The 22,239-nt window shown below is 69.4% G+C and carries 19 protein-coding genes and 1 pseudogene; 14 read left to right on the top strand and 6 right to left on the bottom strand.

Going from position 1 to position 22,239, the window contains the following annotated elements; genetic code table 11:
- Nucleotides 1-8: 8 nt before the first annotated feature.
- Genes ABT313_RS23700 through tkt form a run of 3 tightly spaced genes read right to left on the bottom strand, consistent with a single transcriptional unit; the run spans nucleotide 9 to nucleotide 4,903 of the window.
- The gene (locus ABT313_RS23700; protein WP_350857623.1) at nucleotides 9-1,592 is read right to left on the bottom strand and encodes a phosphoglucose isomerase-related protein; all 1,584 of its coding nucleotides are present in this window, start codon (nucleotides 1,590-1,592) and stop codon (nucleotides 9-11) included.
- Nucleotides 1,589-2,698 (bottom strand): transaldolase, encoded by a 1,110-nt coding sequence (gene tal, locus ABT313_RS23695; RefSeq protein ID WP_350857620.1) that lies wholly within the window; start codon nucleotides 2,696-2,698, stop codon nucleotides 1,589-1,591. Before tal ends, ABT313_RS23700 begins: the two co-directional genes overlap by 4 nt.
- A gap of 42 nt (nucleotides 2,699-2,740) precedes the next feature.
- A complete protein-coding gene (gene tkt / locus ABT313_RS23690) occupies nucleotides 2,741-4,903 on the bottom strand; it encodes a transketolase (protein ID WP_350857617.1) in 2,163 nt (720 codons plus the stop codon).
- Between the two features lie 228 nt (nucleotides 4,904-5,131).
- On the opposite strand from tkt, the gene ABT313_RS23685 reads away from it, so the two are divergent.
- From ABT313_RS23685 to ABT313_RS23665, 5 genes and pseudogenes are all read left to right on the top strand, one after another.
- Nucleotides 5,132-6,097, top strand: a complete 966-nt coding sequence (locus tag ABT313_RS23685; protein ID WP_502884018.1) for a heme o synthase — start codon at nucleotides 5,132-5,134, stop codon at nucleotides 6,095-6,097.
- Nucleotides 6,098-6,195: 98 nt separating this feature from the next.
- A complete protein-coding gene (locus ABT313_RS23680) occupies nucleotides 6,196-7,308 on the top strand; it encodes a ScyD/ScyE family protein (protein ID WP_350857611.1) in 1,113 nt (370 codons plus the stop codon).
- 175 nt (nucleotides 7,309-7,483) lie between these two features.
- A pseudogene (locus tag ABT313_RS23675) lies at nucleotides 7,484-7,666 on the top strand (helix-turn-helix domain-containing protein); the annotation flags it as partial.
- Nucleotides 7,667-7,718: 52 nt separating this feature from the next.
- Nucleotides 7,719-8,483: a helix-turn-helix transcriptional regulator gene (locus ABT313_RS23670; RefSeq protein WP_350857608.1), complete on the top strand. Its 765-nt coding sequence runs from the start codon at nucleotides 7,719-7,721 to the stop codon at nucleotides 8,481-8,483.
- Between the two features lie 53 nt (nucleotides 8,484-8,536).
- Nucleotides 8,537-12,472, top strand: coding sequence for a carboxypeptidase regulatory-like domain-containing protein (locus ABT313_RS23665; protein WP_350857605.1), 3,936 nt, complete (start codon nucleotides 8,537-8,539; stop codon nucleotides 12,470-12,472).
- Between the two features lie 45 nt (nucleotides 12,473-12,517).
- On the opposite strand, the gene ABT313_RS23660 is transcribed toward ABT313_RS23665, so the two are convergent.
- From ABT313_RS23660 to ABT313_RS23650, 3 genes are read right to left on the bottom strand one after another with little or no spacing between them, the layout of a single operon-like run.
- A complete protein-coding gene (locus tag ABT313_RS23660) occupies nucleotides 12,518-13,444 on the bottom strand; it encodes a COX15/CtaA family protein (protein ID WP_350857602.1) in 927 nt (308 codons plus the stop codon).
- 19 nt (nucleotides 13,445-13,463) lie between these two features.
- Nucleotides 13,464-14,240 carry an ABC transporter permease gene (locus tag ABT313_RS23655; protein WP_350857599.1) on the bottom strand — a complete coding sequence of 259 codons (777 nt, stop codon included), beginning with the start codon at nucleotides 14,238-14,240 and terminating at the stop codon, nucleotides 13,464-13,466.
- The gene (locus tag ABT313_RS23650; RefSeq protein WP_350857596.1) at nucleotides 14,237-14,956 is read right to left on the bottom strand and encodes an ABC transporter ATP-binding protein; all 720 of its coding nucleotides are present in this window, start codon (nucleotides 14,954-14,956) and stop codon (nucleotides 14,237-14,239) included. Before ABT313_RS23650 ends, ABT313_RS23655 begins: the two co-directional genes overlap by 4 nt.
- Before the next feature lie 128 nt (nucleotides 14,957-15,084).
- Here ABT313_RS23650 and ABT313_RS23645 point away from each other — a divergent pair, with 128 nt between their 5' ends.
- The 9 genes from ABT313_RS23645 to ABT313_RS23605 are packed head-to-tail and all read left to right on the top strand — an operon-like array spanning nucleotide 15,085 to nucleotide 22,239.
- The gene (locus ABT313_RS23645) at nucleotides 15,085-15,813 is read left to right on the top strand and encodes a helix-turn-helix transcriptional regulator (RefSeq protein WP_350857593.1); all 729 of its coding nucleotides are present in this window, start codon (nucleotides 15,085-15,087) and stop codon (nucleotides 15,811-15,813) included.
- Nucleotides 15,810-17,222 carry a Fe-S cluster assembly protein SufB gene (gene sufB, locus ABT313_RS23640; RefSeq protein ID WP_350857590.1) on the top strand — a complete coding sequence of 471 codons (1,413 nt, stop codon included), beginning with the start codon at nucleotides 15,810-15,812 and terminating at the stop codon, nucleotides 17,220-17,222. Before ABT313_RS23645 ends, sufB begins: the two co-directional genes overlap by 4 nt.
- Nucleotides 17,222-18,418: a Fe-S cluster assembly protein SufD gene (gene sufD, locus ABT313_RS23635; protein ID WP_350857587.1), complete on the top strand. Its 1,197-nt coding sequence runs from the start codon at nucleotides 17,222-17,224 to the stop codon at nucleotides 18,416-18,418. The genes sufB and sufD overlap by 1 nt, the downstream gene beginning before the upstream one ends.
- On the top strand, nucleotides 18,415-18,753 hold the full coding sequence (locus ABT313_RS23630; protein ID WP_350857584.1) for a non-heme iron oxygenase ferredoxin subunit: 339 nt from the start codon (nucleotides 18,415-18,417) through the stop codon (nucleotides 18,751-18,753). Before sufD ends, ABT313_RS23630 begins: the two co-directional genes overlap by 4 nt.
- A 21-nt stretch (nucleotides 18,754-18,774) precedes the next feature.
- Complete coding sequence (gene sufC / locus ABT313_RS23625; RefSeq protein ID WP_350857581.1) at nucleotides 18,775-19,539, top strand: Fe-S cluster assembly ATPase SufC; 765 nt, start codon at nucleotides 18,775-18,777, stop codon at nucleotides 19,537-19,539.
- On the top strand, nucleotides 19,536-20,792 hold the full coding sequence (locus ABT313_RS23620; RefSeq protein WP_350857578.1) for a cysteine desulfurase: 1,257 nt from the start codon (nucleotides 19,536-19,538) through the stop codon (nucleotides 20,790-20,792). Before sufC ends, ABT313_RS23620 begins: the two co-directional genes overlap by 4 nt.
- Before the next feature lies 1 nt (nucleotide 20,793).
- Nucleotides 20,794-21,252, top strand: a complete 459-nt coding sequence (gene sufU, locus ABT313_RS23615; protein ID WP_350857575.1) for a Fe-S cluster assembly sulfur transfer protein SufU — start codon at nucleotides 20,794-20,796, stop codon at nucleotides 21,250-21,252.
- A complete protein-coding gene (locus ABT313_RS23610) occupies nucleotides 21,245-21,628 on the top strand; it encodes a metal-sulfur cluster assembly factor (protein ID WP_350857573.1) in 384 nt (127 codons plus the stop codon). Before sufU ends, ABT313_RS23610 begins: the two co-directional genes overlap by 8 nt.
- Entirely contained in the window at nucleotides 21,625-22,239 is a 615-nt protein-coding gene (locus ABT313_RS23605) for an acVLRF1 family peptidyl-tRNA hydrolase (RefSeq protein ID WP_350857570.1), read from the top strand. The genes ABT313_RS23610 and ABT313_RS23605 overlap by 4 nt, the downstream gene beginning before the upstream one ends.

Genomic DNA, 22,239 nt, shown 5'->3' with positions numbered 1-22,239 from the left:
CCGTGTCTTTAGTTGCCGAACAACGACAGGAGCTGCTGTACGCCGTTCGCCACGTCGGTCAGGTGCAGACGCAGGACCGGACGCCCGCGCTCCGCCAGTACTCCGGCGTCGCCGGCCGCCTGCGCCGTGATCAACGTACCGAAACTGAACGGCCGATCGGGGATCTCCACGTCGGTCGGGTGTGCCCCGGTGATCTGCAGGAACACGCCCTCCGGGTGCCCGCCCTTGTGGTACTGACCGGTCGAGTGCAGGAACCGCGGTCCCCACCCGAAGGTCACCGGGCGCCCGGTCTTGGTCGCCAGCGCCGGCCGTACGGCGAACAGGTCGGCGTCGCGCTCGGAGTCCAGGTACGCCATGACCGCGACGTACCCCTTCGCGTCGAGCTTGCCGAGCAGCGCGTCCACCGCGCCCTGCAGCGAGTCCACACCGTCCAGCAGACCCTCGGAGCCACGCACCTCGACAGCGCCCTCGGTGAAGGCGGCCGCCTCCGGCTTCGGCTGCGCGTCGAGCAGACCACGGGCAGCCTGCTTCGCACTCTCCACGTCGGGCTGGTCGAACGGGTTGATGCCGAGCAGATAGCCCGCCACCGCCGTCGCCGTCTCCCAGAGCAGCATCTGACCGCCCAGCGAACCCGACGTCAACGCCGTGGGCACGCCGCTCGTCGCCTTCTCGGCGAGCAGCGCGTTCGTCAGATCGGCCGCCTCGCTGTGCAGCTCGGGCGCGCCGACCTCGACCGCGACCGGCAGTACGCCGGTGCCCAGCTTGCCGGTGCTCTCCGCGATCAGCTGCTCGGCCCAGTCGGGGAACCCGACGATGTCGGAACCGTCGGCGGTGATGATCGCCTTGTCCCGGCCCGCGCTAGCCGCGAGCACAGCGCCCAGCCAGAGGGCAGGGTTGTCGGTCGAGTCGGCCTGCAGCTCCGGCGCCGCCTCGGCCGCCTGGTCGAGCAGTTCGGCGATGTCCGCACCGGCCAGACCGGACGGCACCAGGCCGAACGCCGTGAGCGCGCTGTACCGGCCGCCGACGTTCGGGTCGGCCAGGAACGTCTTGCGGTAGCCCTCGTCGGCCGAGAGCTTCTCGAACGGCGAACCCGGGTCGGTCACCACGACGACCCGCGACGGCGCGTCGATCCCCGCATCCTGGAACGCCTTGATGAACGTACGCCGGTGGCTGTCGGTCTCGACCGTGCCGCCGGACTTGCTGGACACGACGATCACGGTCTTCGAGAGGTCGCCGGCCAGGGCTCGCGCGACCACGCTCGGGTCGGTCGAGTCCAGGACGACGAGGTCGACGCCCGCCGTCCGGGTGATGACCTCGGGAGCCAGCGACGAGCCGCCCATGCCGGACAGGACGATCCGGTCCAGGCCCTCGGACCGCAGGTCCGCCTGCAGGGCCTCGATCTCGGCCAGCAGCGGCCGGGAGGTGTCGTGCAGGTCGACCCAGCCGAGCCGGATCGACGCCTCGTGCTCGGCGTCCGGGCCCCAGATCGTCGCGTCCTTCGCGGCGATCCGGGACGCGATCTTCTCGGCGACCAGCTTGTCGACGACCTCGGCCCAGTCGCCGTTCTGCGTGCTGACCTTCGGAGCGCTCACTTGGCCGCACCCTTCAGCGCCGCCGTGACGGTGTCCTGCAGCTCGGACCAGGAGGCGTCGAACTTCGCGACGCCCTCGTCCTCGAGCAGCTGGACGACCTCGTCGTAGGAGATGCCGAGCTTCTCCAGGTCCTCGATCACCTTGCGGTCGCCGGCGTAGTCGCCGCGGACCGTGTCGCCGGAGAACTCGCTGTGCTCCTCGACCGCCTTGATCGTTGCCTCAGGCATCGTGTTCACGACACCGTTGGTGACCAGGTTGTCGACGTACAAGGTGGGGGAGTACGACGGGTCCTTGGTGCCGGTCGAGGCCCACAGCGGCCGCTGCGGTTTGGCGCCGGCGGTCTCGAGCTCGTGCCAGCGGTCGGTGTCGAAGATCTCCTCGTACGCCTCGAAGGCGAGCCGGGCGTTGGCGATCGCGGCCTTGCCCTTCAGCGCCTTCGCCGCGTCGGTGCCGATCGCGTCCAGCCGCTTGTCCACCTCGGTGTCGACCCGGCTGACGAAGAACGACGCCACGCTGGCCATCTTGGTCACGTCGTGGCCGTTCTCGACGGCCTGCTCGAGACCGTCCAGGAACGCGGCCACGACCGCCTTGTACCGCTCGAGGGAGAAGATCAGCGTCACGTTCACGCTGATCCCGGCGGCCAGCGTCTGGGTGATCGCCGGCAGGCCCGCCTTGGTGGCGGGGATCTTGATGAAGATGTTCTCCCGGCCGACGATGTCCCACAGTTGCTTGGCCTGCTCGACGGTCTTCGCGGTGTCGTGCGCCAGCGTCGGCTCGACCTCGATCGACACCCGGCCGTCCTGGCCCTCGGAGTCGTCGTACGCCGGCTTGAAGACGTCGGCGGCGTCCCGGACGTCGGACGTGGTGATGACCCGGATCGCCTCGTCGGTGGACACGCCTTGGGCGGCCAGCCGGCTGACGGTCTCGGCGTACGCGTCGGCGTCCGAGATGGCCTTGGCGAAGATGGTCGGGTTCGTGGTCACACCGACCACGTGCTTGTCCTCGATCAGCGCCTGCAGGCTCCCGCTGGTCAGCCGTTCGCGGGACAGGTCGTCGAGCCAGATGGAGACACCCGCGTCGGCGAGTGCTTTCAAGCGATCGTTCATGTCTCCGATGCCTTCTTCCGAAGTGTTCTGTTGTGGGTGTCTTCAGCTGGCGTCGGCCGGTCCGACCGGTCCGGCGGCGGCGCGCCCGGGCGGGACACCCGGACCGCTGATCTGCGCGGCGGCGGCGATGCTGTCCTTCGCGGCCTGGACGACGGCGTCGGTGGTGATGCCGAACTCGTCGTACAGCGTCTGGTACGCGGCCGAGGCGCCGTAGTGCTCGAGGCTGACCGACCGGCCGGAGTCGCCGACGATGTCGTGCCAGCTCTGGGCGATCCCGGCCTCGACCGAGACCCGGGCGCGGACATCGGCCGGGATGACCGACTCGCGGTACGCGTCGTCCTGCTCGTCGAACCACTCGCGCGAGACCATCGAGACGACGCGGGCGTTGACGCCCTCCTCGGCCAGCTTGGCCCGGGCCTCGACGGCGAGCTGGACCTCGGAGCCGGTCCCGATCAGCACCACGTCCGGCGTCCCTTCGGTGTCGAGCAGCACGTAGGCGCCCTTGTGGACGTTCTCCGTGGTGGCGTATCCGTCCGTGCCGCGGGGGAACGTCGGCACGTTCTGCCGGGTCAGCACGAGGCCGGCCGGGCGGTCTGTGTGCTCGAGGATCGCGGCCCACGCGGCCGCCGTCTCGTTCGCGTCGCCGGGGCGGACGACGTCCAGGCCCGGGATCGCCCGCAGCGCCGACAGGTGCTCGATCGGCTGGTGCGTCGGGCCGTCCTCGCCGAGGCCGATCGAGTCGTGTGTCCACACGTAGGTGACCGGCAGCTTCATCAGCGCGGCCAGCCGGACGGCCGGGCGCATGTAGTCGGAGAAGACCAGGAACGTACCGCCGTACGGGCGGGTCAAGCCGTGCAGGGCGATGCCGTTCATCACCGAGCCCATGGCGTGCTCGCGGATGCCGAAGTGCAGCACCCGGCCGTACTCGTTGCCCTGGAACTCCTTGGTGGCGAACTCCGCCGGGATGAAGGACGGCTGGCCCTTCGGGGTGGTGTTGTTCGAGCCGGCCAGGTCGGCCGAACCGCCCCACAGCTCCGGCAGCTCCGGCGCCAGTTTGGTCAGCACGTCGCCGGACGCGGCGCGGGTGGCCACACCCTTGGCGTCGGCGTCCCAGCTCGGCAGCGCGTCCTTCCAGCCGGCCGGCAGCTCACGCTTCGACAGCCGGTCGAGCAGCGCGGCGCCGTCGGGGTTCGCGGCCTTCCACTCGTCGAACTTGCCGGTCCACTCGGCCTCGAGGGCCTTACCGCGGTCCAGCGCCTCGCGGGTGTGCGCGAGCACGTCGTCGGCGACCTGGAACGACTGCTCCGGGTCCCAGCCGAGGACCTTCTTGGTCGCGGCCACCTCGTCGGCGCCGAGCGCCGAGCCGTGGATCTTGCCGGTGTTCTGCTTGTTCGGGGCCGGCCAGCCGATGATCGTGTGCAGCCGGATGAAGCTCGGCTTGTCGGTGACGGCCTTGGCCGCCTCGAGCGCGTCGTAGAGTGCCTGGACGTCCTCGTGGTAGCCGGTGCCGCCCTGGGTCCAGTCGACGTCCTGGACGTGCCAGCCGTACGCCGCGTAGCGGGCCGCGACGTCCTCCGAGAACGCGATGTCGGTGTTGTCCTCGATCGAGATCTTGTTCGCGTCGTAGATGACGGTCAGGTTGCCCAGCTTCTGGTGACCGGCCAGCGACGACGCCTCGGCCGAGACGCCCTCCTCCAGGTCGCCGTCGGACGCGATCACGTAGATGTTGTGATCGAACAGACCCTCGCCCTTCGGCGCGTCCGGGTCGAGCAGGCCGCGCTCGCGGCGGGCCGCCATCGCCATCCCGACCGCGTTGCCGACGCCCTGACCGAGCGGGCCGGTGGTCGTCTCGACGCCGGCGGTGTGCCGGTACTCCGGGTGGCCGGGGGTCTTGCTGCCCCAGGTCCGCAGCGCCTTCAGGTCGTCGAGCTCGAGGCCGAAGCCGGCCAGGTAGAGCTGGATGTACAGCGTCAGGCTGGAGTGCCCCGCGGACAGCACGAACCGGTCGCGGCCCGCCCAGTGCGGGTCGGCCGGGTTGTGCCGCATCACCTTCTGGAACAGCAGGTACGCCGCCGGGGCCAGGCTCATCGCCGTACCGGGGTGTCCGTTGCCGACCTTCTCGACCGCGTCCATCGCGAGCACCCGTACGGTGTCGACCGCGCGCTGGTCGAGCTCGGTCCATTCAAGCTTGGTCTTCTCCGTCACGCCGGCGGCGCTCCTCTCGATGGATGCTTCTGGGGTACCCACTCAGGATGAGCCTACTGTGACCGGCATCGTCAGCTGGGTACCTCTCGACTGTTTGTCAACCGTTCAACCCGGCGGCCTGTTCCCGGCTCGCGGAGGGGGGTGTCGGGACTCTCCTACGGGGCGTCGTAGACTGCTGAATCGTCAGCGCCGGAGCTCCGGCGTCAACCCAGATTGTTCGAGGTGTTCGTGACCGCCGTCGACCCGCGTCCAGCCGCGACGACGTCGTACCCGACGCCGCTGCCGGACGCTACTGCTGTGGTAAGTCCGACCGTGCGCGACGTGGTGAAGGCGTATGTCGGTCTGACCAAGCCGCGCATCATCGAGCTGCTGCTGATCACCACCGTGCCGGTGATGTTCCTGGCCGCCGGGGGAGTGCCCGGTCTCGAGGTCGTGGTCGCCACCCTGATCGGCGGCATCCTCGCCTCCGGCAGCGCGAACACGATCAACTGCGTGCTCGACCGCGACATCGACGAGCAGATGCGCCGGACCCGGCGCCGCCCGCTGCCGCGGCATGCGGTCAGCCCGCGCTCGGCGACGATCTTCGGCGTCGTGCTCGGCGTGCTCGCCACGCTGGAGCTCGGCTTCTTCGTGAACTGGCTCTCGTCGGGCCTCGCGCTCGCGGCGAACCTGTTCTACGTCTTCGGCTACACGATGGTGCTGAAGCGCCGGACCGTGCAGAACATCGTCTGGGGCGGGATCGCCGGCTGCTTCCCGACCCTGATCGGCTGGACCGCGGTCACCGGCAAGCTGGCCTGGACCCCGGTCGTGCTGTTCCTGGTGGTGTTCTTCTGGACGCCGCCGCACACCTGGTCGCTGGCGATGCGGTACCGCGAGGACTACGCATCCGTGGACGTCCCGATGCTGCCGGTAGTCGCCACCCCGGTCGCGACCGCCCGCCAGATCATGGCGTACTCCGTCGTCATGGTGATCACGTCGATCGCGCTCTGGCCGATCGCGCACACCGGGTACGTGTATCCGCTGGCCTCGATCGTGCTCGGTTTCGTGTTCCTCCGCGAGGCCCGCCGGTTGTTGCTCCGGGCCCACACCGGCGCCGACGGCGCTGCCCTGCGGCCGATGCGGCTCTTCCACTTCTCGAATATCTACCTGGCCCTGCTGTTCATCGCAGCGGCCGTCGACCCGCTGCTGCACTAACCGGCGGCGCCTTGACCAGAGCCTGACCTCGTGTTGCGATGGTCGGGTCTGTGGAGGCGTTTCCACGCCTGGGGAGACACAGTGGCAGGGGGATTCGTATGGGGGTACGAACACGTGTTGCGGCGCTCGCCGCACTGACATTGGCCGGCTCGCTGCTGGTTGCCGGGCAGGCCGAGGCCGGTGGTCACGGCAGCAGTTTGAAGCCGGTGGCAACGGGTTTGAACGGGCCGCGCGGCGTGTCGACGTACAAGAACCTCGTGACCTACAGCGTCGCTGACGGTTCGGTGTACGTGACCGACGGCCACAAGAGCGTGAAGCTCGGCAAGGTGCCGGGCACCGCCGGGTTCCCGCCGGCGATCGACACGAACAAGTGGGGGACGACGTACGCACTGACCGGTGCGGGCGGCGAACCGGGACAACCGCCGGTGCCGGGCAGTTCGACGCTGTACCGGATGCGGTACGGGAAGCCCGCGGTCGTGGTCGCCGACATCGCGGCGTACCAGAAGAAGGATCCGGACCCGTACGACCAGGAGAACAACCCGACGGACTCGAACCCGTTCGGCGTCGCTGCGCTCAGTGACGGCACTGTCCTGGTGTCGGATGCGGCCGGCAACGATCTGCTCAGGGTGTGGCCGAACGGTCACATCAAGACGGTGGCGCGGCTCAAGCCACGCACCGTCAAGGTCCCGTCCGGTCTGCCCGCCACCGATCCGGAAGGCAACCCGCTGCCGCCGGCCGGTACGCCGATCCTCGCCGAGGCCGTCGCGACTTCGGTGACAGTGGGCTCGGACGGCTACTGGTACGTCGGCGAGCTCCGCGGCTTCCCGGCAACCCCAGGTACGTCGGAGATCTGGCGGATCAAGCCGGGCTCGGTGGGCGCGACCTGCGACCCGTTGAAGCCGAACAAGGGCAACTGCCAGCGGTACGCCGACGGTTACACGTCGATCGTCGACCTGGCCGGCGGTCCGCGCGGCACGCTCGCGGTGGTCGAGCTGGACAAGGCGAGCTGGCTGAGGTTCGAGCTGACCGGCCCGACACACGGTGGGCTGTTCCTGCAGTACCCGGGCAAGAACCATCGGGCCGGTTACAAGCGGGAACTGGTGAAGGATCAGTTGACGTTGCCAGGCGGAGCGGGCTTCAACCGGTGGGGCGAGCTGTTCGTCTCCGCACCGGTCTTCGGCCCGGGAGCCGTCTACAAGGTGCGTTACTGACGCAGGTACGGCGGGACGTCCGTTTCAGGTCGCGGGCGTCCCGCGCTCATGGCCAGTTATGGCCGTGGCCGGTTCAGGCCGGAGAATTGCTGGACACCCTGATGTGGCGCTGACGAGACTGCTGCGGCGTGCCGGGCGGTGAGGTCCCAGTCGCACCGTCAGGGAGGGGTTCAGCATGCGGACCGGGGCTGACCTGTCGATCCTCGGCGTCGGTGAGTTCGAGGAACGGGCGTACCGGATCCTGCTGCGCTGGCCCGGCCTGACGGTGAGCGCGCTGGCGGACCGGATCGGTTCGCCGGCCGGGCGGGTGCGCCGCGCGGCTGCCCGGCTGGAACAGGTCGGGTTGATCACCCGGTCGCCGGTGCCCACGCCTCGGTTGTTGCCGGTGGCACCCGGATGCGGCGATCGACGTGCTCGTGCGTCGGCAGGAGTCCGAACTCGAGCGGATCCGGGCCCTTGCGACGGCCTGGGTCGCCGACTTCCGGGCGGGTCGCAGTACGGGGCCGACCGAACTGATCGAGGTCGTGGTCGGTGCCGACGCGGTGCTGAGCCGCTTCGACCAGCTTCAGCGCGCCGCCACGGAGGAGGTGCAGGTCCTGGACACTCCGCCGTACATCCGTGCGGAGGGGCCGGACACCAACGACGTCGAGTTCGAGGTGCTGGCCAGGGGTGTGACCTGCCGGGCGATCTACGACCGCGCCGCACTGGAGCAGGCGCCGAACGCGGTGAGCGCGATCCTGCGGTACGTCGCCGCCGGCGAGCAGGCTCGGGTCACGTCCGAGCTGCCGTTGAAGCTGGCGACCTTCGATCGCCGGACGGCGTTCATCCCGCAGTCGATCGACCAGGGCGATATCGCCAGCGCGATCGTGGTGCACCCGTGCAGCCTGCTCGACGTCCTGCTGCTCGTTTTCGATCGGCTGTGGCAGCAGGCGACGCCGTTGAGCGGGCCTGGCCCGCTGCCGGTGGGCGATGCGGACCCGACGTTCGAACCGACCGAGAACGATCGGCGCGTCCTGGTCCTGCTCGCCAGCGGGATGAAGGACCAGGCGATCGCGCGCCACCTGGACTGGAGCTATCGAACCACCCGGCGGCGGATCGCCACGCTGATGGCTGTCCTCGGGGCCGAGACACGATTCCAGGCTGGTCTGCACGCTGCGCGGGCGGGCTGGTTGTGAGCTGGGCAAGCCGACGGGAGTCTCCCGCCGGACGACTGAGCGAGGGGTGAGGCGTGCAACGCACGAAAAGAAGACGAGCCCGGGACATCCGGGCCTTGGCGGTTCTCCTGACGACGATCGCCGCCTTGGCAGCGTCGGTGCTGACAGGATCGGCCGTGGCGCCCGCTGCGGCCGCAGTGACCGGATCGACGGCAGGCGGGCCGTCCGGCAGCCGCGCCGTCCCGGCGGGGTGCAATGTCGCCGCGACGGCCGCCGACGGCTCGACGCCGTTGGCGCGTTGTTATGCGGTCGGGCGGGCCGGCGACCACGGCGCGCTGGCGCAGCGCACGGCCGGGCCGCTCCCCGGCTCGTTGGGGCCAGTTGAGATCAAGACGGCGTACGCCCTGCCGGACGGCGGCGCCGGGAGGACCGTCGCGATCGTCGATGCCTTCGGCTACGAGAACGCCGAATCCGATCTGGCCGTGTTCCGCGCGCACTACGGCCTGGCGCCGTGTACGACGGACAACGGCTGCTTCCGCAAGGTCGACCAGCGCGGCGGGACGGACTATCCGCAAGAGGATGCCGGCTGGTCCATCGAGACGGCTCTCGACCTGGACGCGGTCTCGTCGGCCTGTCCCGACTGCCACATCCTGCTCGTCCAGGCCGACAGCAACAGCTCGCCGAGCCTCGGCCAGGCGGTCGACACCGCCGCGTCCCTGGGCGCTGTGGCGATCTCGAACTCGTACGGCATCGACGGCGAGCTCCCGTTCGAGACGTACTACGACCATTACTACGACCACCCCGGTATCGCCGTCACGGTGTCGTCCGGCGATGTGGGCAACGTGCAGAGCTATCCGTCCACCTCGCCGAACGTGATCTCGGTCGGCGGTACGACGCTGACCCGGGACGAGTCGACGCCGCGCGGATGGCACGAGGCGGCGTGGGCCGACGGCGGCAGCGGTTGTTCGCTCTACGAGCCGCGGCCCGAGTACCAGGCCGGCCTGGACACCGGGTGCCCCGACACCCGGGCCTCCGCCGACGTGGCTGCTGTCGCCGATCCGGACACCGGGCTCGCCGTCTACAACACCCTCGGGCAGGACGGATGGGCGCAGTACGGCGGCACGTCCCTGTCCGCACCGCTGGTGGCCGCGATGTACGCGCTGGCGGGCACGCCCGTCCCCGGTACCAATCCGGTGACCTACCTGTATCGCCAGCACAACTCGCTCACCGACGTCACCGAGGGTGCCGACGGTTCGTGTGGCGACGTGCGCTGCACTGCGGGCCCCGGCTGGGATGCTCCGACCGGTGTCGGTACGCCGAACGGTGTGTCGGCCCTGACGCTCGGATCGTACGGCTGGGCCTCGGGTTCGGTCCGGACGGGCAAGCAGACGCTCGACGGAGCGACAGTCACGTTCACCGACCAGAACGGCTATCGCACCCGCGCCGTCGTCGACAAGTCCGGTCGCTACAAGGTCGCCGTGGCCGCGGGAACCTACCGGGTCGTAGCGTCGAAGTTCGGGTACGCCGACGTGGCGCTCGACCAGGTCACCGTGTCCGCGGGTGCGACGGTGTCCAGGAACTTCGCGCTGACGGCGGTAGCACGCCGTACGGTCAGCGGCACCGTCACCGACGGGTCCGGTCAGGGCTGGCCGCTGTACGCGAAGATCTCCATCGACGGATACCCCGACGGCGCGGTCCACACCGATCCGTTCACCGGTCGTTACAGCGTCGAGCTCCCCGTCGGTACGACCTACAAGTTGCACGTCGAGTCAGCCGGCCTGCCCGGCTACCGGGCCACCGACTCCACCATTGCCGTCGGCAACGGAAAGGGTGCGCTCGTGCGCGACGTCGCGCTGGGCGTGGACGAGTCGAGCTGCGCGGCCGCCGGCTACGGTCGCACGTTCCGAGGGGCTGGTACCGGCTTCGAGGGATGGTCCGGACCGAAGGACGGCTGGCAGGTGACCGACGACGCGGGGAGCGGCAAGACCTGGAGGTTCGACGATCCGGGCGCCAAGGGCAACCTCACCGGCGCCGGTGGACAGTTCGCCGTCGTCGACAACTGGTCGTCGCCGGTCGACCGCAACGACACGAGCCTGGTCAGCCCGGTCGCGGACCTGTCCGATCTCTCCCAACCGACCGTTGGTTTCGACACCTACTACTACGACTACGGGTTCGGTGAGCAGGACGGCGTCGTCGACCTGAGCCTCGACGGTGGCGCGACCTGGCAGAACGTGTGGACTGCGCCGGACGCCTTCGTCACCGGACACGTCGAGGTGCCGATCCCGCAGGCTGCGCACAAGTCCGATGTCCGGGTCCGGTTCCGGTTCAGCGGGGCAGCCGACAACTACTGGGAACTGGACGACGTGTACGTCGGCGACCGGTCGTGCGACGCGACGCCCGGTGGACTCGTGGCAGGCTTCGTCCGCGACCACAACACCGGTGCCGCACTGACCGGCGTGCAGGTCGCCGGTGGCACCGCCCCGGCGGTCAGCCACGCCACGACCGACGACTCGCAGATCGACGACGGCTACTACTGGCTGTTCGGCAGCACCGGCAACGTTGCGCTCAGCGCCACCGGGCGGCAGTACGCCGAGGCGAAGCAGACGACCCGGGTTGTCGCGCACCGGACGACCCGGCTCGACTGGTCGCTGGAGGCGGGCCGAGTGACCGTGACTCCGTCGAAGATCTCGGTCAACGCAGGCAAGGGTGCGGTCGGGCCCCGAACGATCACGCTCACCAACCACGGCACGAGGGCCGCTCAGGTGTCGCTGATCGAGCAGGACCGTGGGTTCACGGCGGCCGACGGCCATCACCGGCTGACGGCTCCCGGAGCACCGCTGCAGCGGGAGAAGGTGGACGCGTCCGCGCTGTCGTTCGCGAAGGGCCGCCAGGGCGGCCACAACCCGGTGCCGTCCCGGGACGCGTCAGCGAACCCTGCGTGGTCGCAACTGCCGGATTACCCGACGCCGATCATGGACAACGTCGTCGCCGAGGACGACGGGGTTGTCTATTCGGTCAGCGGCGCGACCGACGACGGCCTGACCGCCGCCGGGTACGCCTACGACCGGACGGCCGGTTCGTGGCGGCGGATCGCCGATCTGCCCGAGCCGCGGGAGAGCGCGGTCGGTGGCTTCGTGGGCGGCAAGCTGTACGTCACCGGAGGCTGGGACGAGCAGGGCAACCCGAGCTCCGCGACGTACGCATACGACCCGGCGAAGAACCGGTGGTCACGCGTCGCCGACCTCCCCGTGCCGAGCAGCGCGTCGGCCGGCGCGGTCATGGGCGGAGCCCTGTACGTGGTGGCCGGTTGTCAGTCGCAAGCGTGCACGGAAGCGACTGACACCTACAGGTACGACGCCAATCGCAACACGTGGACGCGGGTGGCGGCATATCCGGAACACGTCGTGATGGCGGGTTGCACGGGTTCGGGTGACGGACTGATCTGTGCCGGTGGTCTCGTGCCGCTGCTCGACGATCCGTGGCACGAGTTCCCGGTCTCGAGCGCCTACCGTTACACACCTGACTCGGACAGTTGGACCCGGATCGCCGATATGCCGTATTCCGCCTGGGGCATGGCGTACTCCGGCAGTGGCGGCAAGCTGCAACTGGTCGGCGGCATCACCGGTAGCGGCTACATCACCAACGAGGCCGTCCAGTTCGATCCGGCGACAGGTGCGTGGTCGGCGCTGCCGAACGCGACGTACAGCATGTTCCGTGGCGGCGCCGCCTGCGGGCTGAGCAGGATCGGCGGTTCGATCGGAGGCTTCACCGCAACGCCGTTCGCGGAGTACCTGTCCGGTCAGGACGCGTGTGTCCTCGGCGCGGACGTGAGCTGGTTGTCGGCCGACCGTACCCGGATCAGCATTCCCGCCGGTCGTTCGGTGACGGTGCGACTGCGGTTCGATGCTGCGGCGACGTCCACGGCAGGAACGTACGACGCTCGGCTGGCCTTCACCTCGGATACGCCGTACGCCGTCGCGCCGGCGACGGTCACGCTGACGCGCCGCTGACGCGCCGCGCCTGACGCAGCGTGGATCCGGAGAACGTCTCCGGATCTACGTTGCGGGCGTCCCGCGCTCGGCGTACACGGCCGTGACGAGCGCGATCAGCAGCCCGGCCAGGAACATGTGCACGAGCACCACACCCCAGGGCAGCCCGGTGAAGTACTGCGTGAAGCCGACGGCGCCCTGCAGCAGCTCGACGGCCAGCAGCCAGGCCGCCAGCTTGCGCAACGTGCGCGAGGTCGCGGTGACCCGGGTCGCGATCACCAACGCGATCGTGATGCCGAGCAGGCCGAACACGACGTCGGCGTGCAGCTGACTGACCAGCTCCGGGTCGAAGCCGTTGCGGCCGGTCTCCGGATCACCCGAGTGCGGCCCGGCGCCGGTCACGACGGTGCCTAGGGCAACAGTCAGCCAGACCGCCACCACCGACGCGGTGGCGAGGGCGCGGACCACCGGGGGAGTGTGCGGGTACGGGCTGGTGCGCGACCGGCGCATCATCGACACCGTCAGCGTGATGATGATCGGCGAGACCAGGAAGTGTGCGGACACGATCCACGGGTTCAGCCCGGTGAGCACGCTGATACCGCCGATGACCGCCTGCAGCGGTACGCCGAGCGCCGCCGCGGTCGCGAGCCGGCGCAGGTCGCGGCGCTTCGGTCGGTAGCGCATCACGACCAGCCAGGTGCAGATCGCGACCACACCGACGACGAACCCGAGCATCCGGTTCGTGAACTCGATCGCGCCGTGGTAGCCGAGCGCGGCGTGCGGCACGTACGAGTCGTCCGTGCACGAGGGCCAGGTCGGGCAGCCCAGGCCCGAGCCGGTCAGGCGGACCAGTCCGCCGGTCACCACGATGCCGATGTTCACCACGACCGAGGCCCAGCCCCAGCGGCGGACCACGTCCAGGCTCGGCTCGGGCACGAGTCGCCAGAAACGGCTGACTTGTTCGGCTTCTCGAGGCGGGGGCTCCGTCGTCATCACCGGGACACTCTAAAGCTCAGTCCCAGCGGAACGTTCGGGACACCAGGTAGCCGAGCACGCCGGCCCACAGGGCGAGCGACAGCGCGGCGGCCCACGGGATCACTCCTTCGACGGTCGAGTTCGCCAGCCCGTTGGCCAGCGCGGCGCTCGGCAGCAGGCGTACGACGCTCTGCATGCCGGACGGGTACTCGTCGACGGGCGTCATGATCGCTCCGCCGACCAACAGCAACAGGTACAACAGGTTCGCCGCGGCCAGCGTGGCCTCGGCACGCAGTACGCCGGCCATCAGCAGACCGAGTGACGCGAAGGCCGCCGTACCACACAGGACGGTGATGATCACGCCGACGACAGCCTGCGCTCCGCCCACCGGCTTCCAGCCGAGCGCGAGGCCCGTGCCGATGAGAACCGCGAGCTGGATCAGTTGGACGATCAGGACTGCGCCGATCTTGCCCGCGAGCAAGCCGGTGCGGGACAGCGGCGAGGCGCCGAGTCGTTTGATCACGCCGTACCGGCGCTCGAAGCCGGTCGCGATGGCGAGCGAGGTGAACGACGAGGACAGGATCGCCAGCGCGAGAACGCGAGGGACGGCCTGGTCGATCGGCCGGCCGTCACCGAGCGGCAGACGGTCGCCCAGGCCGGTCGCGCCGAGCAGCAGCAGGATGCCGAGCGGGATCACCAGCGCCAGCAGCAACTGTTCACCGTTGCGGACGAGCAGCTTGAACTCCATCCGCGAGTGCGCCAGCACCTTCCGCGGCCACGGCGCACTTCCCGGCTGCGGTGTATAGGTGCTCATGGGCGCTCCGGCTTGGCGGTTAGTTCGAGGAAGACGTCCTCGAGGGACTTCTTGTGGTGCTCGGTCAGGTCGTCGGGGGTGCCGGAGGCGATCACCTTGCCGGCCGACACGACGTGGACCTGGTCGGACAGCTGTTCGGCCTCGTCCATCGCGTGCGTGGTGAGGACAACGGTCACGCCGTCGTCGCGCAGGTCGCGGATCACCTGCCAGATCTCGCGCCTGCCGTGCGGGTCCAGCCCGGTCGTCGGCTCGTCGAGGAACGCGATCTCCGGCCGCCCCACAATCGCCAGCGCGAACGACAGCCGCTGCTTCTGGCCACCCGACAGCCGGCGGTACGGCGTCCGGCCGCAGCTGCCGAGGTCGAGGCGATCGACCAGCATCGCGATGTCGAGCGGGTGGGTGTGCAGCGTCGCGACGTACTTGAGCATCTCGACGGCGCGGACGCCGGACCAGGCGCCGCCCTCCTGCAGCATCACGCCGATCCGCGGCATCAACGCGTCGTGATCGGCGATCGGATCCAGCCCGAGCACCCGGACCTGGCCGGCGTCGGGCCGGCGGAACCCCTCACAGCTCTCCACGGTCGTGGTCTTGCCGGCGCCGTTCGGGCCGAGCACGGCCGTCACCGTGCCGGCGGTTACGGTGAGACTGAGACCGTCGACCGCGGTCTTCTCGCCGTACCGCACGACGAGGTTGTCGATCTCTACCGCGACTGGCACAAACGGCAGCATAGAGAACGGGTCGGAGTGACCTCGCTCACGGTCCCGTCCGGAGCCCCGCGTGATCCCGTGAACCGGTTAGGGGAGCCTTATTTGAAGGGCCCCGGTATTTACGCGACACTGATGTTGTGAAAAATCCTGCGACGAACGGACCCGTCTCCACGGGCGCCGCGCGGGACGAGTCCACGAGGGACCGGGTGGCACGCTCGATCCTGACCAACGGTCCGTCCAGCGCCGCGGTGCTGGCGGAGCGGCTAGAGCTGACCCCGGCGGCGGTCCGGCGGCATCTCGACCACCTCCTCGACGAGGGTCTGGTCGAGTCCCGCGAGGAGCGCGTCTACGGCCCGCGCGGCCGCGGCCGCCCCGCGAAGGTCTTCGTGCTGACCGACACCGGCCGGCACGCCTTCCACCAGGCGTACGACGACCTGGCGGCGACCGCGATGCGGTTCATCGCCGAGGCCGGCGGTGACGACGCCGTGGCGGAGTTCGCCCGGCGCCGCGTCGCCGAGGTGGAGGAGCGGTACCGGGAGCAGCTCGCGCTGGCTCCCGAGAGCAAGAAGGCGCAAGCGCTCGCCCAGGCCCTGACGGCGGACGGGTACGCAGCATCCACGGCGGAGGCGGGCCACGGCGCCCAGCTCTGCCAGCACCACTGCCCGGTCGCGCACGTGGCCGAGCAGTTCCCCCAGCTGTGCGAGGCCGAGACCGAGGTGTTCTCGAGACTCCTCGGCAAGCACGTGCAGCGACTGGCCACCATCGCCCACGGCGACGGTGTCTGTACGACGCATATCCCGGGCCCTGTCGCGACAGAGTCCGTTGCCCCTGTAACCGACGGCGAATCTGCGAGGACTGCACGATGACGCAAACCGCTCACCCCGAACTGGAAGGCCTCGGCAACTACCAGTACGGCTGGGCCGACTCCGACGCCGCCGGCGCGGTCGCCCGGCGCGGCCTGTCCGCCGACGTGGTCCGGGGTATCTCCACCCTCAAGAACGAGCCGGAGTGGATGCTCGACCTGCGGCTGAAGGGCCTGAAGCTCTTCGACCGCAAGCCGATGCCGTCGTGGGGTGCGGACCTGTCCGGGATCGACTTCGACAACATCAAGTACTTCGTCCGCTCGACCGAGAAGCAGGCGTCGAGCTGGGAAGAGCTGCCCGAGGACATCAAGAACACCTACGACAAGCTCGGCATCCCGGAGGCGGAGAAGCAGCGCCTGGTCGCCGGTGTCGCCGCGCAGTACGAGTCCGAGGTCGTCTACCACCAGATCCGTGAGGACCTGGAGGCCCAGGGCGTCATCTTCCTGGACACCGACACCGGCCTGAAGGAGCACCCGGAGATCTTCAAGGAGTACTTCGGCTCCGTGATCCCGGTCGGCGACAACAAGTTCGCCTCGCTGAACACCGCGGTCTGGTCCGGCGGCTCGTTCATCTACGTGCCCAAGGGCGTCAAGGTGGACATCCCGCTGCAGGCCTACTTCCGGATCAACACCGAGAACATGGGCCAGTTCGAGCGGACGCTGATCATCGTCGACGAGGGCGCCTACGTGCACTACGTCGAGGGCTGCACGGCGCCGATCTACAAGTCGGACTCGCTGCACTCCGCGGTGGTCGAGATCATCGTGAAGAAGGGCGCCCGCTGCCGCTACACGACGATCCAGAACTGGTCGAACAACGTCTACAACCTGGTCACCAAGCGCGCCACCTGCGAAGAGGGCGCGACGATGGAGTGGATCGACGGCAACATCGGCTCCAAGGTGACGATGAAGTACCCGGCGGTCTACCTGATGGGCGAGCACGCCAAGGGCGAGACCCTGTCGGTCGCGTTCGCGGGCGAGGGCCAGCACCAGGACGCCGGTTCGAAGATGGTGCACAACGCGCCGTACACGTCGAGCTCGATCGTGTCGAAGTCGGTGGCCCGCGGCGGCGGCCGGACGTCGTACCGCGGTCTGGTCGAGGTGGCGCCGGGCTCGCACCACAGCAAGTCCACGGTGCGCTGTGACGCGCTGCTGGTCGACACCATCAGCCGCTCGGACACCTACCCGTACGTCGACGTCCGCGAGGACGACGTGGCGATGGGGCACGAGGCGACCGTGTCCAAGGTCAGCGACGACCAGCTCTTCTACCTGATGAGCCGGGGGATGGCCGAGGACGAGGCGATGGCGATGATCGTCCGCGGCTTCATCGAGCCGATCGCCCGCGAGCTCCCGATGGAGTACGCGCTGGAACTGAACCGTTTGATCGAGCTGCAGATGGAAGGGGCCGTCGGCTGATGTCGTCGTCTGACACCCTTGTTGCCACCGGTAACAAGGCACACTCCCACGGCGCGGGCGTGCCGTTGCAGGCCCGAAGCGAGCGGCCGACGTCGTACGACGTGGCCGACTTCGCGGTGCCGAACGGGCGCGAGGAGGAGTGGCGCTTCACCCCGGTCAAGCAGCTCAAGGCCCTGTTCGAGGACGCGGCCGGCACCGAGACCCCGAAGGTCGACGCGTCCGGTCCCGAGGGCGTGGTCTTCGAGACCGTCGCCGCGGACTCGGTCAAGGCCGGCAAGCCCCAGGACCGTGCCGCGGCCGTCGCCTGGAACCACGCCGGCGACGCGTTCGCGGTCCGGATCCCGGTCGAGGCCGAGCTGACCGAGCCGGTGCACGTGAACGTCGCCAGCCTCGGCGGCCGCGGCTTCAGCCACCTGATCATCGAGTCCGGCCGGCACAGCAAGGCGATCGTGATCATCGATCACACCGGCGCCGGCGAGCTCGCCAGCTTCGTCGAGATCGTCGTCGGCGACGGCGCCGACCTGCGGGTCGTCTCGATCCAGCAGGGCGACCACGAGTCGATCCACCTCGGCCAGCACGACGCGCTCGTCGGCCGGGACGCCCGGCTGCACCACGTCGCGGTCACCCTCGGCGGCCGGATCGTCCGGATCGGCACCAACGTCCGGTACGCCGGTCCCGGCGGAGACGCCGAGCTGCTCGGGGTGTACTTCGCCGAGTCCGGTCAGCACCACGAGAACCGGCTCTTCGTCGACCACGAGGCCGCCAACTGCAAGAGCAACGTGCTCTACAAGGGCGCGCTGGCCGGTGACAACGCCCGCTCGGTGTGGATCGGCGACGTGCTGATCCGGGCCGCGGCCGAGGGCACCGACACCTTCGAGCTGAACCGGAACCTGGTCCTCACCGACGGCGCCCGCGCCGACTCGGTGCCGAACCTGGAGATCGAGACCGGCGAGATCGAGGGCGCGGGGCACGCGTCCGCGACCGGCCGGTTCGACGACGAGCAGCTGTTCTACCTGCAGGCCCGCGGCATCCCCGAGGACGCGGCCCGGCGGCTGGTCGTGTCCGGCTTCTTCAACGACATCATCGGCAAGATCGGCGTCCCCGAGGTCACCGAGCACCTGCACGAGGTGATCGAGCAGAAGCTCGCCCGGACCGCCGAGCTGAGCGCATCGGCCAAGGCGGCCATCGGCGCATGAGCGACACCTTCGAGCGCGCCTGCGCCGCGACCGACGTACCGGACGAGGGAGTCGTCGCGGTCGAGGTCGGCGGTGTCGAGGTCGCGGTCGTGAAGAGCGAGGGTCAGTACTTCGCGGTCCGGGACGAGTGCTCGCACGCGCAGATCCAGCTGTCCGAGGGCGATGTCGCGGACTGTGAGATCGAGTGCTGGCTGCACGGATCGCGCTTCGACCTGCGCACCGGCGAGCCGACCAGCCTGCCGGCCTACGACCCGGTGCCGATCTACCCCGTGCGCCTCGACGGCGACGACCTGCTCGTCGACGTGAAGAACCCCCTGAACCAGCAAGCCCTGTAAACGACGGAGACAAGAAACCTCATGGCGACACTCGAGATCCGCGACCTGCACGTGTCGGTCGACACCGAGAACGGCCCGAAGCAGATCCTGCGCGGCGTCGACCTGACCATCGCCGGTGGTCAGACGCACGCGATCATGGGCCCGAACGGCTCCGGCAAGTCGACACTGGCGTACTCGATCGCCGGGCACCCGAAGTACAACATCACCAGCGGCACGGTGACGCTCGACGGCGAGGACGTGCTGGACATGGCCGTCGACGAGCGCGCCCGGGCCGGCCTGTTCCTGGCCATGCAGTACCCGGTCGAGGTGCCCGGTGTCTCGGTGGCGAACTTCCTCCGGACCGCGAAGACCGCGATCGACGGCGAGGCGCCGAAGCTGCGCACCTGGGTCAAGGACGTGAACACCGCGCTCGGCGACCTGGAGATGGACCCGGAGTTCGCGCAGCGCAACGTCAACGAGGGCTTCTCCGGCGGTGAGAAGAAGCGGCACGAGATCGTCCAGCTCGAGCTGCTCGACCCGAAGATCGCGATCCTCGACGAGACCGACTCCGGCCTCGACATCGACGCGCTGAAGATCGTCTCGAACGGCGTCAACCGGTTCGCCGCGAAGGGCGACAAGGGCATCCTGCTGATCACCCACTACACGCGGATCCTGCGCTACATCAAGCCGGACTTCGTGCACGTGTTCGTCGACGGTCGCGTCGCCGAGGAGGGTGGCCCGGAGCTCGCCGAAGAGCTCGAGGCCAACGGTTACGAGCGCTTCGTGAAGGCGGGCGCGTCCAAGTGACACCTGCCCGGACGTTCAGCAGTCCCCTGGACCTGCAGTCGGTCCGGGCGGACTTCCCGATTCTGTCGCGCGAGTTGGCCGGTGGGTTCCCGCTGGTCTACCTGGACTCGGCCAACTCGTCGCAGAAGCCGCGCCAGGTGGTGCAGGCGATCGAGGACCACTACCTCAAGCACAACGCGAACGTGGCCCGCGCCATGCACCAGCTCGGCGCGGAGGCCACCGCGGCGTACGAAGGCGGTCGGGACAAGGTCGCGGCGTTCATCGGCGCGCCGTCCCGCGACGAGATCGTCTTCACCAAGAACGCCTCCGAGGCGCTCAACCTCGCCGCGCACACGCTCGGCGCACAGCTGTTGCCGGGCGACGTCGTCGTGGTGTCCGAGATGGAGCACCACAGCAACATCGTCCCGTGGCAGCTCGCCTGCGAGCGGACCGGTGCGACGCTGAAGTGGTTCGGCGTCACCGAGGACGGCCGGCTCGACCTGTCGAACATCGACGAACTGCTCACCGAGCAGACCAAGGTCGTCGCGCTGACCTGGGTGTCGAACGCGCTCGGCACGATCAACCCGATCAGCGACATCGCCGCCAAGGCACACGCGGTCGGTGCGACGGTCGTCGTCGACGCCTCGCAGGCCGTCCCGCAGTTCCCGGTCGACGTCTCCACGCTCGGCGCGGACCTGCTGGCCTTCACCGGTCACAAGGTGGTCGGTCCGACCGGCATCGGCGTGCTCTGGGGCCGCTACGACCTGCTCGCCTCGCTCCCGCCGTTCCTCGGCGGCGGCGAGATGATCGAGATCGTCCGGATGACCGGTTCGACGTACGCCGCTCCGCCGGCCCGCTTCGAGGCGGGTACGCCGCCGATCGCGCAGGCGGTCGGGCTCGGTGCGGCCGTCGACTACCTGTCCGGGATCGGGATGGACAAGATCGCCGCGCACGAGCACGCGATCGTCGAGTATGCGCTCGAAGGGCTGAAGACCGTCCCCGGTCTGACGATCCTCGGCCCGCAGGACGCCACGGACCACGGCGGCGCCATCAGCTTCGCGCTGGACGGCGTCCACCCGCACGACGTGTCGACCGTGCTGGACACCCGCGGCATCGCCGTCCGGGCGGGACACCACTGCGCGCGTCCGGTGCACGAGCGGTTCGGAATGCAATCGTCGACCAGAGCGTCTTTCTATCTGTACACGACGCCGGAGGAGATCGAGGCGCTCGTGGACGGCCTGGGATTCGTGCGCAAGTACTTCAAGGTGGATTGATATGCAGCTCGACAACCTCTACCAGGAGATCATCCTGGACCACTACCGCAGCCCGCACCACGCGGGTCTCGCGGACCCGTACGACGTGGAGGTGCACCACGTGAACCCGTCCTGCGGGGACGAGGTCACGCTCCGGGTCGAGCTCGACGGCGACACCGTCAAGGGCGTCACGCACAGCAGCGTCGGCTGCTCGATCAGCCAGGCGGCGACGTCGGTGATGTCGGACCTGGTGATCGGCAAGCCGGTGTCCGAGGGGATGGCGACGTACGAGAAGTTCCTCGAGCTGATGCAGGGCCGGGGGAACGTCGAGCCGGACGAAGAGGTCCTGGAGGACGGTGTGGCGTTCGCCGGCGTCGCGCAGTTCCCGGCCCGGGTGAAGTGTGCACTGCTGGGCTGGTCGGCCTGGCGCGACGCGACCGCGCAAGCCCTCGCGGCAAACGAAGGAGTGAGCAATGCCTGACCAGACCGACGAGAAGATCGAGCTGCCTGAGGTCGACCTCGAGGCCGCCGCGGCCCCGGGCACGTCACCGGCCAAGGTCGAGGACGTGACCGAGGCCCTCAAGGACGTCGTCGACCCCGAGCTCGGGATCAACGTGGTCGACCTGGGCCTGATCTACGGCATCACCGTCGACGACACCAGCACGGCGATCATCGACATGACGCTGACGTCGGCGGCCTGCCCGCTGACCGACGTGATCGAGGACCAGACCCGGATGGCGCTGGACGGTCTGGTCAACGACTTCCGGATCAACTGGGTCTGGATGCCGCCGTGGGGCCCGGAGAAGATCACCGACGACGGCCGCGACCAGCTGCGGGCGCTCGGCTTCAACGTGTGAGAACCGTCTCGGTAGCGCCGAGCCGACTGGACAGGTGGCTGGACGGCTTCGGTGAGCGCCATGGCGCGGTGCGGTACGACGTGACGCCGACCAGCGTCACGTTGTCCGCGGAGGACGGCTCGACCGCTGTCGTCACCGTGCCCTTCGAGCCCCTCGACGTGTTGACACGCGAGGGGCTCGTCGCACATGTGCTGACCGAGCGGCGGCTCGGCGTGCTGCTGGTCCGCCGCGGCGGGTACGGCGCCGGAGTATTTGCCGGGGGCAAGCTTCTCGACTCGAAGGTCGGGTCGCGGCACGTGCAGGGGACGACGAAGGCCGGCGGCTGGTCGCAGCAGCGGTACGCGCGCCGGCGGGACAACCAGGCCCGCGAGGCGTTCGCCGCCGCGACCGAGGTCGCCGTACGGATCCTGGCGCCGGCGCGACTCGACGTACTGGTGTGCGGGGGAGACCGGCGGGCCGTCGACACCGTGCTCGAGGATCCCCGGTTGAAGGACCTGCCCGCGATCGTGCGGCCGCCGTTCCTCGGCGTACCGGATCCGAAGCAGAAGGTGCTCGAGCAGGCTGCCGTCGACGCGCTCGCGATCCGGATCGACGTGGATCAGCCGGCGTAG

Origin of the sequence: Kribbella sp. NPDC000426, from assembly GCF_040300265.1 — a bacterium.
Lineage (GTDB): Bacteria > Actinomycetota > Actinomycetes > Propionibacteriales > Kribbellaceae > Kribbella.
This window is presented reverse-complemented; position numbering and strand designations above follow the sequence as displayed.

Coding starts and splice junctions, on each gene's coding strand:
- tal (WP_350857620.1), bottom strand. CDS start 2,698: ATGAACGATCGCTTGAAAGCACTCGCCGACGCGGGTGTCTCCATCTGG.
- ABT313_RS23680 (WP_350857611.1), top strand. CDS start 6,196: ATGGGGGTACGAACACGTGTTGCGGCGCTCGCCGCACTGACATTGGCC.
- ABT313_RS23660 (WP_350857602.1), bottom strand. CDS start 13,444: ATGACGACGGAGCCCCCGCCTCGAGAAGCCGAACAAGTCAGCCGTTTC.
- ABT313_RS23655 (WP_350857599.1), bottom strand. CDS start 14,240: ATGAGCACCTATACACCGCAGCCGGGAAGTGCGCCGTGGCCGCGGAAG.
- sufB (WP_350857590.1), top strand. CDS start 15,810: ATGACGCAAACCGCTCACCCCGAACTGGAAGGCCTCGGCAACTACCAG.
- sufD (WP_350857587.1), top strand. CDS start 17,222: ATGTCGTCGTCTGACACCCTTGTTGCCACCGGTAACAAGGCACACTCC.
- ABT313_RS23630 (WP_350857584.1), top strand. CDS start 18,415: ATGAGCGACACCTTCGAGCGCGCCTGCGCCGCGACCGACGTACCGGAC.
- sufC (WP_350857581.1), top strand. CDS start 18,775: ATGGCGACACTCGAGATCCGCGACCTGCACGTGTCGGTCGACACCGAG.
- sufU (WP_350857575.1), top strand. CDS start 20,794: ATGCAGCTCGACAACCTCTACCAGGAGATCATCCTGGACCACTACCGC.
- ABT313_RS23610 (WP_350857573.1), top strand. CDS start 21,245: ATGCCTGACCAGACCGACGAGAAGATCGAGCTGCCTGAGGTCGACCTC.